The following is a 13951-nucleotide window of genomic DNA, read 5'->3' on the forward strand; positions in this document are numbered from 1 at the left end:
GTAGTATTAAACGTTAGTCACATCTAATTGAAGACTAGGATCAAACTCTACCGGTTCAATTTCACTAGAAACCACTGGTAACTCTTCTTTATCAAAACCAATATCACCGCCATTGATCACGCCTGAATCTTTATCGATAGATTTAAAGTCAAACAAATTAAAATCAGCAAGATGGCTAGGTACCACGTTTTGCACCGCGCGGTACATCGTTTCGATGCGACCCGGGAATTGTTTGTCCCATGCGTTAAGCATTTGTTTGACGTTTTGACGCTGCATGTTCGGCTGTGAACCACATAAGTTACATGGAATGATAGGGTAATCACGCATGTCAGCAAACTTGATGATGTCTTTTTCGCGGCAGTAAGCCAACGGACGAATCACAACGTGCTCACCATTGTCAGACACAAGTTTTGGTGGCATGGCTTTCATTTTTCCGCCATGGAACATGTTTAAGAACAAGGTTTCTAAAATGTCATCTCTATGGTGTCCCAATGCAATTTTTGTTGCACCCAGTTCGTTTGCTGTGCGGTATAGAATTCCGCGACGCAGTCTGGAACACAAAGAACAAGTGGTTTTGCCTTCAGGGATTTTGTCTTGAACGATAGAGTAGGTGTCTTCTTCTACGATTTTATATTCAATACCTAACTTCTCTAAGTATTCAGGAAGAATATGATCAGGGAAGCCTGGTTGTTTCTGATCTAAGTTGACCGCAATGAGAGAAAAATCGATAGGCGCGCTTTTTTTCAAGCTCATAAGAATTTCAAGCATAGTGAAACTGTCTTTGCCGCCAGAGAGACATACCATAATACGGTCGCCTTCTTCAATCATGTTGAAATCTCTAATGGCATTGCCTGTATCGCGACGGAGGCGTTTTTGCAACTTGTTGAAGTTGTACTGTTGTGCTTTGGTACGTTCTTGAACTTGTTCGCTCATTTGACTATCCGAATTCTTACTTGAAAATAGAGAACGTATGATACGGATATCTGGAGTAGATTCCAGTGAAAATTGATAGTGTTTATGCGTAGATGACGAGAAAAAGCGGTGTGTGCACCGCTTTTTAGTTGTTTATCGTGTTTAAGCCAAGTTGTTAGCTTTGGTTTGGATCCAACGGGCTGATATAGCCACTTGGTTTGAGAGCCAAAACATCACAATTGATTTGATCAATAATGTTTTCTGCCGTGTTACCAAGGAAAACAGCAGATAGCCCAGTTCTTCCTGATGTACCGACCACCACAAGTCCAGCGCCAAGATCTTTGACCACTTTAGGAATAACATCTTGAGGTAAACCTTGCTCTACAACGGTTTGCTCTTCAGGAATGCCATATTCTTGTCGAAGTGCTTTCATGCTAGTTAAATGATGACCGCGAACAGAGTCGGTATAAATGGTCGGATCAAATTCCGGCAATTCAACGGTGATGTTCGGTGGGGTCATTGGATAAGAGTTGGCTAAATGCAGCGTTGCACCTAAACGATTTGAGATATCCATCGCTTGCTCAACCATTCTATGGTTAAGTTCAAGGTGCGCTTCAATTTCTGAACCGACGTGAACAGAAACGACCACATGTCCGTTTTCTGGCCAGTATTGATTTTTAACCAATAACACAGGGCAAGGACATTTTCTGAGAAGATGCCAATCGGTAGGCGTAAACAAAACCGATTCGATAAGATCGTGTTGACGCGTGGTTTTGATGACCAGTTCATAACTGTTGGCAAATACTTCGCTGATAATGGCCTCGTAAGGTCTATTATGCCAAACCACTTTAATGTCGAGCTGAATATGCTCATCATCTCGGTAGGGTTTTGCAACTTCTTTCATCCATTGTTCACGCTGATGAATTACTCCCGCTCGCATCGCATTGCGTTCGTCAGGGGAGAGCATAGAAGTCATTTCATAAGAAAAATCATAGATAACGAGGAAAAAAGTAATCTTACTTGGCGATTTACTTTTCTTGCCAATCTGCATGGCTCTCGCCAAGGCCGGCTGTTGTTCTGCGTCGATATTGGCAACAACCAGGATGTTGTTGTAAATACTCATAGACCACCCACTTTATTTTGTTAGCGATTAAATACACTATATCTTATATCTCGCCGATGAAAATACGTGTTAGTTTGCAATCTAAGATTAGCTGAAAAAGAGGATAATTATTAGTGATTTAGGACAAATAGTTGCGGAATTTGAAGTGACTCAAGTTTGAGTCACTTATTCAATACAGTAGACTAGTTACGGCAAGCGCCTGCAAGTTTCGCTAATGCGTCATGATCGTTAATGGTGATGTATTTACCTTTAACGGCCAAAATATCCGATTTTTGGAAGCGACCTAATAAACGACTAATGGTTTCAACCGTCAATCCTAAGTAGTTACCAATATCACCACGAGTCATAGTGAGGCGAAACTCGCGTGGGCTAAAGCCTCGTTTTGAAAAACGCTCAGATAAGTTGTAAAGAAAAGCGGCGAGACGTTCTTCTGCGTTTTTCTTTGAAAGTAACAATATCATGTCTTGATCGCCTTTGATCTCGCTGCTCATTAGACGCATGATTTGTTGACGAAGCTTAGGCATTTTTCCAGATAGGTCGTCTAAAATTTCGTATGGGATTTCACATACCATAGACGTTTCTAATGCCTGAGCAAAACTTGGGTGAGACTGTGTATTGATGGCATCAAAACCCACCAAATCACCGGCCAAATGGAAGGCGGTTATCTGTTCATCACCTTGCTCCGTAATCGTATAACTCTTAATCGTACCAGAGCGAATAGCGTATAGGGATTTCAATTCATCGCCGGCTTTAAATAGCTCTTGGCTTTTTTGAATCGGCTTTTTACGCTCAATGATCTGATCAAGCTGGTCTAGCTCGGTATCATTAAGTGTAAACGGTATGCACAGTTGTGAAATGCTACAGTCTTGGCAGTGGATCGCACATCCGCCGGACTGTATGCGCTTTGTTACTTGTTTTTCAGTATTAATAATCATACTTTTCAGACATACATAAAATTGATATACGTCAATATATTAGCACTTCAACCTTGAAATGTGTAGCAGTATAATTGTGAGTGATGTGTGCTCTCTCGCAAATTAAACACTGCTTATATGATTATGTATAGAGAATAAACAGCATAAACAATCATTAAGCTACCAATTATGCGGCGAGTGAGCGGTAATCGTAACATTTTTGAAAACTGACTAGAGCCTGCGCCAATCAGCAGCATCGCGGGTAAGGTGCCTAACCCAAAGCAGCCCATAATCAATAGCCCGTTGCTGGCACTGCCAGAAACGGCCGCCCAACTGAGCATTGAGTAGACCATTCCGCAAGGGATCCATCCCCATATAATACCCACAGGATAGGCGTACCATACTGAGCGCAGTGGTAGCATTTTTGTGGCAACCGGTGCAATTAATTTCCACAGCATTTGCCCCAGTTTCTCAATCTTGAGTAAGCCATTCCACCATTGGGCAAGATATAAGCCCAAGAGTAATATCATAATAGCAGCGAGCGCCCGCAGTGCGGTTAAAACATAAGTAGAATCAAATAGGTTGACGCTACTGGCAACGGCGCCGCCAATAAGTGCGCCCACCATTAGGTAAGACGATATCCGTCCAAGATTGTACAACAGGGTAATCGTAAACGAATGATGGCGTCCGTTTAATGCTACCGCACTGGCGATGCCGCCACACATGCCCATGCAGTGTCCGGCCCCCGCCAATCCAATGAAAAATGCGCCGATCCAGTCAATATTGGTCATGAGTCGTCTTTTTTAGTTGTATTGGCAGCATCGTCCTCTTCAAAAAGAATGGTGTGACCTTGACGGTCAAGATCTTCAAATTGCTCAGTTTTAACTGCCCACAGAAACACGGCCACCGCGATGGCGACTAGAATGATTGCTATGGGAATTAGTATGTAAAGACTTTCCATTTTTATTTAGTAATCTCAGTGAGTTAGTGACTACGATGATGGAGCTGGCTGACATGCCCACCACAGCAATATAGGGAGCGACCAAACCACAAACAGCCAGTGGTAAGATCAATAAGTTATAGCCTAAAGACCAGGCAAGATTTTCTCTAATTATCTTGCGTGTCTTAATCGCAAGAGAGCGTGCTTCAACCAGTTTATCCAGTTTATCGCCTAACAGTACCATATCAGCGGAAGATTTCGCGACGTCAGTGCCGCCACCCATAGCTACTGAAAGATGGGCTCCTGCCAAGGTTGGCGCATCATTGATGCCATCACCGACCATCAAGGTCACCTGTGACTTATCCAAGCTGTGCAAGTACGCCAATTTGCCTTCAGGATTTACCCCACACACTAACGTATCTATGCCCAGCTGCTCTGCCACTGGTTGTGCGTTAATTTCATTATCACCGGTAAGCAGGGTGGTTTTAATGCCGAGCTGCTTTAAGGATTGAATAAAGTGCTGGCTACTTTCTCGTATAGGGTCGCTATAGGTGAAGGTCGCCACAACGCGATCGTCAATGGATAAATACACGGTGTGTGGCTGATTTGGAATATCTTCCTGACACACAAAAGCATAGCTGCCTATTTTACACTTTTGGCCATTAATCACGCCTGTCAGACCTGAGCCGATGTGGTTCTCGATTGATTCCGCTTGCTTGGTTTCGTCAAAATATGGGCGAAAGGCGGCCGCTATTGGATGATTAGCGTGTGATTCAAGGCTTGCGGCAATGCAAAGCACTTGTTGTTTTGTCCAATCACCAAAAATTTGGGTATGGGAAAGGGATATCTTGCCTTCGGTTAAGGTGCCGGTTTTATCGACAATCACATGATTGATTTTGCAAAGGGTCTCAATGGCATGGGACTTACGCAATAAAATACCAAAGTCACCCATTCGTGAGGTGGAGCAAGTAATCGCGGTAGGGGTAGCTAAAGACAAGGCGCAAGGGCAGGTAGCCACTAATACCGCCAACATGATCCAGAATGCGTCTTCAGGTTGATTGTGTTGCCAATACAGATAAGTACATGCGGAAATAAGCAAAATAACCGCCACAAAGTAACGGGCGACAATATCGGCAATTTCGGCGATTTTAGGCTTAGTGGCCTGCGCTTCATCTTGCAAGCGCACTATATTGGCGATCATGCTTTCTTGCTTGCGACAGGCAACCTCTAAGGTAAAGGTTTGCTCACCGTTAATGGTACCTGCATACACAGTTTCGCCGGTGTTTTTCTTAACGTGTAAAGATTCACCCGTGAGCATAGACTCATCTACGTACACGGCTTTATCTACAACATAACCGTCAGCGGGAACATGTTCACCGGCGAGTACACGCACGCGGTCGCCAATGTTTAATGTTTTGACGGGTATTTGGCTACCATCTTCTAAGGTGGCCATTGCCGGCACCAGTTTTAAAAGGTTGGCACTGGCGGCAGCGGCTTTACGGCGTGCGCGCATTTCTAAGAAGCGCCCAAGCAGCAAGAAGAAGGTGAACATGGAAATCGATTCAAAGAACACCTCGCCACTTTGGGTAAAGGTAGCAACTAGGCTGGCCACATAGGCAAAAATAAGGGCAATGGAGACGGGAACGTCCATACCTAAGGTGCGCGCTTTTAAACTGCGCCATGCGTTCATGTAAAACGGTAGCGCCGAATACAGGAGTACCGGGGTGGCGAAAATCAGGCTTACGATGCGAAAATAGTGTTTAAACTCAGGTTCTAAATTGCCAAACACTTCTAGATACAGCGCTACGGCCAGCATCATCACCTGCATAGTGGCAAGCCCGGCAATACCTAACTTATAAAGGTATTGCTTCATGGCGCGATAGTAACTTTCTTCTTGTTTATCTGCTTCAAAAGGGGCGGCTTTGTAACCCAGTTTATGAATGCTGCTTAGCAGTTCGCTGAGTTTGGTTTCGGTTTTATCCCATGCTAGAAGCGCGCGGTGGGTTGCTGTATTGACGCGAATTCGCACCACACCTGTGTGGCCATTCATTTGTCTTTCGATTAACCAAGCACAGGCCGCGCAAGACACCCCCTCGAGTGACAGTGTCACCTCGGAAATATTATCTTGATTGCGCACAAACTCCGCTTGCACTTGTTCATTGTCGTAGTGAATCAAGGCTCGCAGTTGTTCCGGAACTAAGTCAACACGCTCGGCTTTTTCGGTGCGATATTGATAATAAGAGCTTAATCCGCTGTCGACTATGGTCTGCGCCACGGACTCACATCCGGGGCAGCACATGCTTCTCGGTTCATCTAAAATAGTGACGCAAAAGTCAGTGTTCTCTGGTACATCTTCACCGCAGTGATAACACGATTTATCCATAGTCATTAATTCATCAAAGGAGTAGGAGTTGAACTTGGGAACGACATGCGACCTTGAATAAGCCATTGCTTGTCGTGCGGTTGTAACTCAATAAACCAAGGGCCTTGTAATGGCTCTTTTAAATGCACTTTGTAAGTGCCAGATGGATTAGCCGTGGCTAAGTAGTCAAAATCTCTATCGGCTAAGGTGCGATGAGAGAACTCAATATTGAGCGCAGGGAAATGGGTTAATTGCCCTTTGTTTAGTGCAATCACAATGTCTTGCCCATCGGAATAAACCATTGCCGACAGCTTGAGATCTTGCGCCACGCTAACCTTAGACAGGTCAATATTGATGCCTTTACCTTTTTTATAGTAATCCTCAGAGACTAAAGAAACGGTATGTTGAGACAATATATACACTCTAAGTAAAGTGCCAAAAATAGTCGTTAGGATGATGATTAGAATGAACCAAGCCCAAAACTGCTTATACCAAGGCTTTACCATAAAAACGTTCTCTAAATTAGAAATGAAAGGATGATTGTACTGAAATGTCAGCCCCTTTTTACAGGGGCTGCTATTAGCTTGTTACTCTTTTTCTGTATTGCTTAAGCTCCATACGTAAGCAGACACAAGTTGCACTTTTTCTTTGCCCAAGATGTCTTTCCACGCAGGCATTACGCCTATACGACCATGAGCAACGGTTTCTGTTACTGCCGCGCGAGAATCGCCATATAACCATGTGTTATCAGTTAAATCTGGAGCACCAAGCGCCGGGTTACCTTTGCCATCTGTGCCGTGGCAGGCTGCACATACTACAAAGCGAGTCTTACCTGCTGCAGCCTCACGAGCATTGACTTTACGACCAGAAAGAGCAAGCGTGTAGCTCACCACTTCTTCAACGCCTTCAGCGCCCAGCACATCAATCCATGCTGGCATTTCGCCGATGCGACCTTGCATAACCGTAGTTACAATCGCTTCCGGTTCGCCGCCATAGAGCCATGCGCTGTCGGTTAGGCTAGGGAAGCCCAGTTGACCACGAGCATCAGAGCCATGACATTGTGAACAGTTTTGTAAGAACAGACGCTGCCCAACTTTAATTGCTTCTTCGTTGCTGGCGATGTCTTCGATAGCGCGCAGCCCTTGTCCGTCATCAGTCATAGCCAGTTTTCTAAAGGCTTCGCCAAAGTGGGCATCGGCGTGATCAAGTTCTTTTGCGTATTGGTCTAACTGCTTGTTAGCTTGAGCACGCGCGATAGAAGCGTTTGATTCTTCGATACTAGTGACGGTTTGATCAGAGCTTTGCCAACCGAGTAGACCTTTAAAGTTCCCTAAACCAGGGTATAGGGCAAGGTATACGGCTGCAAAGATGAAGGTTGACACAAATAGGTAAGTCCACCATTTCGGTAAGTCGTTATTGAGCTCACGAATACCATCGTATTCGTGCCCCATATCCTCACCACTGGGTACACCCATTTTGTCTTTTACACACCAGCGCAGGATGATAGCAACACCTACTAACGTTCCCACGGTGATGATGATTATCCAAAGACTCCAAAACGTACTCATGATTTAGTCTCTCCTTGCGGGTTCGCTTTAGGCGGCTGTTCGTCGGCAAAGATCATATTTGCATCCTCTTCAAAGCGAGCCTTACGGTTTTTACCGAAAGCCCACCACACCACGCCACCAAAGCTGACAAATAGCACAATGGTCCAAATGCTGTGAATAATGCTGATATCCATAGTTACCCCTTATTTCATCGCATGGCCAAGAGATTGCAGGTAGGCGATCAGAGCATCCATCTCTGTTTTACCTGCTACGTCTTGTTGTGCCGATTGAACTTGTTCGTCGGTGTAGGGTACGCCAAATTGATTTTTGAAGATCTCTAGTTTCTTCTGGGTCAATTTGCCATCTAACACATTCTCTTCAAGCCAAGGGAAACCAGGCATGTTTGACTCTGGCACCAACTCTCTCGGGTTGATGAGGTGTACGCGGTGCCATTCATCAGAATAACGGCCGCCGACACGAGCCAAATCAGGACCTGTACGTTTTGAGCCCCATAAGAATGGATGTTCCCAGACACTTTCACCCGCTACCGAGTAGTGGCCGTAACGCTCAGTTTCAGAGCGGAAAGGACGGATCATCTGGCTATGACAGACAGTACAACCCTCACGGATGTAGATATCACGACCTTCCATTTCCAATGCTGAATACACTCGAAGGTTCTTCACCGGTTCAGTGGTTTGCTTTTGGAAAATCAACGGAGTGATTTCGACCAATGCCCCTAAACTGATTGCAAACACGATCAAGATTGCCATTAAGCCAACGTTTTTCTCAACGAGTTCGTGGCGATTTTTTGAATTGTTAGCCATCTTATCGTCTCCTATTGTGCCGGTTGAGGAATAGCTTTTAGGCTATTCTTGGGAGCGTTGATAGTCTTGTAGGTGTTGTATGCCATTAAAAACATACCCGACAAGAAGATGGCGCCACCGATAAAGCGCACCGTGTAGTACGGATAAGACGCTTGCACAGATTCGACAAAGCTGTAGGTCAAGGTGCCGTCAGCGTTAACACTGCGCCACATCAAGCCTTGCATTACACCTGAAATCCACATTGCAACAATGTACAAAACAGTGCCGACAGTGGCTAACCAGAAGTGCACGTTGATAAGACTGACCGAGTACATACGCTCTTGACCAAACAACTTAGGCACTAAGTGGTACACCGAACCAATAGACACCATCGCCACCCAGCCTAATGCGCCAGAGTGTACGTGACCAATGGTCCAGTCGGTGTAGTGTGACAGTGCGTTTACTGTCTTAATTGCCATCATTGGCCCTTCAAAGGTCGACATACCGTAGAAAGAAAGTGAGACAATTAAGAAACGTAGAATTGGGTCATAGCGCAATTTATGCCAAGCGCCAGATAGGGTCATAATACCGTTGATCATGCCACCCCAAGACGGAGCAAACAGAACCAAAGACATCACCATACCTAACGATTGAGTCCAATCGGGCAGTGCCGTGTAGTGTAGGTGGTGTGGACCTGCCCAAATGTACAAAGAAACCAATGCCCAAAAGTGAACGATAGAAAGGCGGTATGAATAAACGGGACGTTCAGCTTGTTTGGGTACGAAGTAGTACATCATACCAAGGAAACCAGCAGTCAATAGGAAGCCTACTGCGTTGTGTCCGTACCACCACTGTACCATGGCATCCACGGCGCCAGAGTAGATGGAGTAAGACTTCATGCCAGAAACAGGAATGGCTAAGCTATTGACTATATGTAAAACAGCAACAGTCAGAATAAAGGCTCCAAAGAACCAGTTAGCAACGTAAATATGCGATGTTTTACGCTTGATGAGAGTTCCAAAGAACACTACAGCATAAGCGACCCAAACGATAGTGATGGCGATATCGATTGGCCATTCAAGTTCTGCGTATTCCTTGCCTGAGGTAAACCCAAGTGGCAGTGAAATAGCCGCAGCTAAAATGATCGCCTGCCAACCCCAGAAGGTGAATGCCACTAACGGGCCACCAAATAGGCGTGCTTGACAGGTACGTTGAACCACATAATAAGATGTGGCGAATAGGGCGCTTGTACCAAACGCAAAGATAACTGCGTTTGTGTGAAGCGGTCGTAGACGGGAGTAGGTTAACCACGGCGTATCAAAGTTAAGCTGTGGCCAAACCAACTGAGCGGCAATCAAAACACCCACACCCATTCCGACAATACCCCACAAAATTGTGACTAAGGTAAATTGACGAACTACGGTGTAGTTGTAGTTTTGTTCAAGCTGCTTTTCTTGGCTCATTTGCATGCTTCCAATTATTAGTAACTACACTTTTCCAACACAACGCCAACAAGTTGACGCACGACAAATATCACCAAAATCAAAGGCAAATGAGTTAAAGTTACTCTAATTCCTAAAATCCATTTAAAAGGCGACATTAACACTGAGAATTATACGGATTTAACATTTGAATGACAGGTGTTTAACGTTAGGTGTGATTGGAGTTTTACTATTTAATGTAAAAAGTTTGAAGTTTGTTACAAAGGAGGCATTTAATGGCCGCAGAAAAATTGACCAAAGGACGCTTAATTCAAATTATTGTGACTTTTTCGGTGCTTATCATCGCCTTTACTTGGCGAACTTTTACGCACGATCAAAGTAATGCCATCAAAAAAGTGAAATGTAATACACAAGAAATCTGTCAAATAAGCCTAAATAAGAAAGAATATCAGTTAGATTTAGACGTGAAGAACAGCCGGTTTAGACTTATAACAAATGGAAATGATGAAAATAAAGGCTTTGTGGAGTTTAAAGGGGCTACCTACCAAATATCAGAGTTTATTGCGGTAGATAGCCTTAATAATTTCGATTTTTCTATTAGAAATGGTCAACATAGCATCAATGTGAATGTTAAATAAGAGTGATAGTTAACACTGATTAATGATCGACATCGACTTTTACGTCTCTAGCACTGAGAGCACCAAAAAATGCGCATCCACAACCGACAATAGCAATGCTCCATAAAGACAACGCCCAACTGCCGCTGCTTTGGTAAAAGTAACCAAGCAGTGGTGGTCCAATGGTCGCAATTCCATAACCAATACTTTGTGACATGGCAGAGAGCGCAGCTGCTTGAGATCCGTTGTGTGTGCGTAACCCAATAAATGAAAGACCAATCACGAAGGTCGCACAATTAAAGAAACCGAACATCAGTGTCCATAATATGGCCCATTGCGGAACATAGAGGGTGCCAAGGGTGGCGATCACTGCGCCCATTGCCGTACCAACAAACAACCACTTAGTACTCTTTAGTATGGATAAAAATGGAATCAACACCAAGCCAGGTAACATAGTCGCAAACTGTAATAAGCCATAGATGTAACCCGCTTCGGTTTCCTTCATGCCGTGGTCAATCAAGATCTTTGGCAGCCAACCCGCAAAAGAATAGAAAGTAAAAGAATTCAGTCCCAAAGCTAATGTGACTTGCCAAGCGACTGGGCTTCGCAGTAATTGTTTAATATTAATAGATTTATTCGACTCATTGCGACCTTCATCTTTGGCTGAGAATAACCAAAACACTAGCGCGATGACCACAAGCAGCAAGTTGAATAGCAATGCAAACTGCCAACCAGAAATAGACGACAACAGTGGATTGGAAAACGACCAATGTGATAAAGGCACCATCGCTGTAGACGAAAGCGCAGAGCCTATGCCCATAGTAAACGTATATAAAGAGCTCACTACTGCAATACGTGCAGGAAAACTGACTTTAACTGCGACAGGAAGCAATACATTGCCAACCGCAATACCCGCGCCGATAAAAACGGTGCCTAGATAAAGGCTATATACATCGCCATACGAACGTAAACACACGCCGAGGAATATCGAAAGCAGCGCAACACAGATGCTGTTCTTAAGCCCTACGTATTTGAGTATAACAAGCGCAAACGGAGAGATAAGTGCAAATGACAACAGCGGTAGTGAAGATAACATCCCCAAAATGGTTGAGCTTAGATGCAACTGGGTCATTATCTGGTCGAGCAAAGGCGCAAGACTGGTAAACGGGCCGCGTAAATTGGCTGCCAGTAATAGAATCCCGATAAAGGCGAGGGTGTGTTTGCGTGAAAGAGCCACGATGTTTCCTAACAAAGAACGAGCAGCGAGTATAAGCCTTTGCTAAGCCGTTGTTGAGCATTAATCTACTGTCTATTTCTAAATGTATATGTTCACATTAAATAAATGCGAAACATTTACCCAAAGAGTTGACGCTATACGCGATTTGCTGTTTTTCAAAGTGTTACACTCGTACTCAATTCATCTCTAATGCTTACGGAAATAGCATGTTAAAAAAACTACTCACATTAAATGCCTTTCTTATTCTAAGTGGTTGTACTGCTACATCTGACGTTGCTCCAAAGCCCGTGGTGCACACTCAAAGTGGTAATGTTGTTATCAGTCAAACTCAATTAACCGCTGATGGTCCAGGCAAAGAAGATACTTATACCTTGATTCGAAATGCGTTTGGTCCTCGCTCTATTGAGGCGCCGGATCTCTATGGCAGTGCCAACCATGCGGGTGCGCCTCATATCACTGAAGCGACTGATGCGACGGTAGGTAACTATTTTAAATTTGTTATCCATAGAGATGATGATCATGATCGTGATGTACTGTCTAAAAGCGATCGTCAGCGTAACGAAATCAAAGTCTATGGCGGTTCGGATTCGTCATTGAAAGGTTATTTAGGCAGTACTTTTGAGTATCGCTGGAAATTCAGAATTGGCGATAATCTCGCGGTAACAAAACACTTTACCCATATTTTCCAACTTAAAGCGGTAAAAGGTAAAGGCAGCGATGCTATCACCAGCTCCCCAATATTGACTTTGACGGCTAACGTACGCCAAGGGAAAAGCGGCTTAGAAGTACGACATGTTCGCTACAACGATAATAAAACGGGCACAGTCAATGAAACTCTATATCACTCGGTTCGTCACAATGTCGACTGGGAAAATGACCTTCGAGGACACTGGTTTGAAGTATACGTTAAAGCAAACTACGCCGAGTCGGGCAGCTTATATATGACAGTTACACCATTGGGTGAAACAACGCCTATGATAGAAGTGAATCAACACAACATTGAAATGTGGCGCTCTGGCGATGATGCTAGCCATGTCAACTTTGTCCGACCAAAATGGGGCATCTACCGTTCATTGAAAGCGATTGATCAGTTGAATAAAGAAGAAGACGAAGTGGATTTTGCTGATTTTGAAGTAACTAAGGTTAAACCGGTGACTGAGTAAAAGTCATTAAATCTTGGTATGCATAATCGAACATCAGCGATAAATATCGCTGATGTTTCATCTACTCTAACGCACTATAACTAATTTGTTGTTAGTGATGGTTTATCACATTACACACGGTTATTTAAGTTAAACTTTAAATTATTCAATAGGATACAGGTACGTTAGCATTTGTAGAGAGAAAAGATGCTTAGGTAATCTAAGTTTATAAAACCGTAATATACACTAAGCTGATAGTCGGCATGATTGGAGTCAATAAGTTGGTTTACTCTGTGTATTGCCTAGAGAGCAGTTGTCTTTTGCGATTGAGTGCGTCAAATCTTGGCTATGGATAAGCTCATATAGATTATGAGCACGGAACAAGGGTCATAATTAAGCGGTTTTGAATGGCATAAATTCATTTCATCAACTGATTAGAGGGATTTAGTTCGAGCTAACAGCGAATGAACATGAAAGTATTCGTTAAGGTAAAGGGCTAAGTATTTAACTCGGAACTATATACTATTAGTAAGCAATATTGCGTCGGAATGATGTTGATGTGTGTTCGGCAAATGACACACTTAGTCAAAATGGCAAGAAAGGAAAAATGTGGTTAGATGCAGCCAGGATTGAAGTTTGGCTCGTTGACGCGTAAACGAAACATAATTAGCTTAGTGTATAAAACGCTAACACAGTGAACCAGATCAAAGGGTCACAAACAAATTCCATGCTTGATAGTTAGGTCAGCTTTAAGAAAAACATATTGATATTGAATCAGTGAACCTAGTGTATAAAGAAATGACTGAGCAAACATTAAGAGAGGGGTTAAACAAGCCAAAGTCAAAGCTACAGAGATTAGATAACCGTTTCAATAAACTCTATTTAACATAATATACATTATGCGCACTCAAA

At 43.7% G+C, this 13951-nt stretch carries 14 protein-coding genes; 2 read left to right on the forward strand and 12 right to left on the reverse strand.

What is annotated here, in order from left to right; translation table 11 throughout:
* Nucleotides 1-6: 6 nt before the first annotated feature.
* The 11 genes from ttcA to ccoN all read right to left on the reverse strand — a co-directional run bounded on the left by ttcA (nt 7) and on the right by ccoN (nt 10064).
* On the reverse strand, nt 7-933 hold the full coding sequence (gene ttcA, locus VHA01S_RS08425) for a tRNA 2-thiocytidine(32) synthetase TtcA (protein WP_023403937.1): 927 nt from the start codon (nt 931-933) through the stop codon (nt 7-9).
* Nucleotides 934-1087: 154 nt separating this feature from the next.
* Nucleotides 1088-2035, reverse strand: coding sequence for a universal stress protein UspE (uspE, locus tag VHA01S_RS08430; protein WP_023403938.1), 948 nt, complete (start codon nt 2033-2035; stop codon nt 1088-1090).
* A gap of 182 nt (nt 2036-2217) precedes the next feature.
* Nucleotides 2218-2970, reverse strand: coding sequence for a fumarate/nitrate reduction transcriptional regulator Fnr (gene fnr / locus VHA01S_RS08435; RefSeq protein WP_023403939.1), 753 nt, complete (start codon nt 2968-2970; stop codon nt 2218-2220).
* Nucleotides 2971-3083: 113 nt separating this feature from the next.
* Nucleotides 3084-3740 carry a sulfite exporter TauE/SafE family protein gene (locus VHA01S_RS08440; RefSeq protein WP_023403940.1) on the reverse strand — a complete coding sequence of 219 codons (657 nt, stop codon included), beginning with the start codon at nt 3738-3740 and terminating at the stop codon, nt 3084-3086.
* Nucleotides 3737-3910, reverse strand: a complete 174-nt coding sequence (gene ccoS, locus VHA01S_RS18640) for a cbb3-type cytochrome oxidase assembly protein CcoS (RefSeq protein ID WP_023403941.1) — start codon at nt 3908-3910, stop codon at nt 3737-3739. The genes VHA01S_RS08440 and ccoS overlap by 4 nt, the downstream gene beginning before the upstream one ends.
* A complete protein-coding gene (locus tag VHA01S_RS08450; RefSeq protein ID WP_039970489.1) occupies nt 3831-6272 on the reverse strand; it encodes a heavy metal translocating P-type ATPase in 2442 nt (813 codons plus the stop codon). The genes ccoS and VHA01S_RS08450 overlap by 80 nt, the downstream gene beginning before the upstream one ends.
* Before the next feature lie 5 nt (nt 6273-6277).
* Nucleotides 6278-6757, reverse strand: coding sequence for a FixH family protein (locus VHA01S_RS08455; protein WP_023403943.1), 480 nt, complete (start codon nt 6755-6757; stop codon nt 6278-6280).
* Nucleotides 6758-6838: 81 nt separating this feature from the next.
* Nucleotides 6839-7819: a cytochrome-c oxidase, cbb3-type subunit III gene (gene ccoP / locus VHA01S_RS08460; RefSeq protein ID WP_023403944.1), complete on the reverse strand. Its 981-nt coding sequence runs from the start codon at nt 7817-7819 to the stop codon at nt 6839-6841.
* On the reverse strand, nt 7816-7992 hold the full coding sequence (locus VHA01S_RS08465) for a cbb3-type cytochrome oxidase subunit 3 (RefSeq protein ID WP_023403945.1): 177 nt from the start codon (nt 7990-7992) through the stop codon (nt 7816-7818). The genes ccoP and VHA01S_RS08465 overlap by 4 nt, the downstream gene beginning before the upstream one ends.
* 9 nt (nt 7993-8001) lie before the next feature.
* The gene (ccoO, locus tag VHA01S_RS08470; RefSeq protein ID WP_023403946.1) at nt 8002-8622 is read right to left on the reverse strand and encodes a cytochrome-c oxidase, cbb3-type subunit II; all 621 of its coding nucleotides are present in this window, start codon (nt 8620-8622) and stop codon (nt 8002-8004) included.
* An 11-nt stretch (nt 8623-8633) separates the two neighbouring features.
* Entirely contained in the window at nt 8634-10064 is a 1431-nt protein-coding gene (gene ccoN, locus VHA01S_RS08475) for a cytochrome-c oxidase, cbb3-type subunit I (RefSeq protein ID WP_023403947.1), read from the reverse strand.
* Nucleotides 10065-10318: 254 nt separating this feature from the next.
* Here ccoN and VHA01S_RS08480 point away from each other — a divergent pair, with 254 nt between their 5' ends.
* A complete protein-coding gene (locus tag VHA01S_RS08480; RefSeq protein ID WP_023403948.1) occupies nt 10319-10681 on the forward strand; it encodes a hypothetical protein in 363 nt (120 codons plus the stop codon).
* Nucleotides 10682-10700: 19 nt separating this feature from the next.
* Here the strand turns inward: VHA01S_RS08480 and VHA01S_RS08485 are convergent, their stop codons facing one another.
* Nucleotides 10701-11897 (reverse strand): MFS transporter, encoded by a 1197-nt coding sequence (locus VHA01S_RS08485; protein WP_023403949.1) that lies wholly within the window; start codon nt 11895-11897, stop codon nt 10701-10703.
* A gap of 206 nt (nt 11898-12103) precedes the next feature.
* Here VHA01S_RS08485 and VHA01S_RS08490 point away from each other — a divergent pair, with 206 nt between their 5' ends.
* On the forward strand, nt 12104-13060 hold the full coding sequence (locus VHA01S_RS08490) for a polysaccharide lyase family protein (RefSeq protein WP_023403950.1): 957 nt from the start codon (nt 12104-12106) through the stop codon (nt 13058-13060).
* Nucleotides 13061-13951 lie beyond the last annotated feature (891 nt).

The sequence above is a fragment of the Vibrio halioticoli NBRC 102217 genome (genome assembly GCF_000496695.1).
Taxonomy (GTDB): Bacteria; Pseudomonadota; Gammaproteobacteria; order Enterobacterales; family Vibrionaceae; genus Vibrio; species Vibrio halioticoli.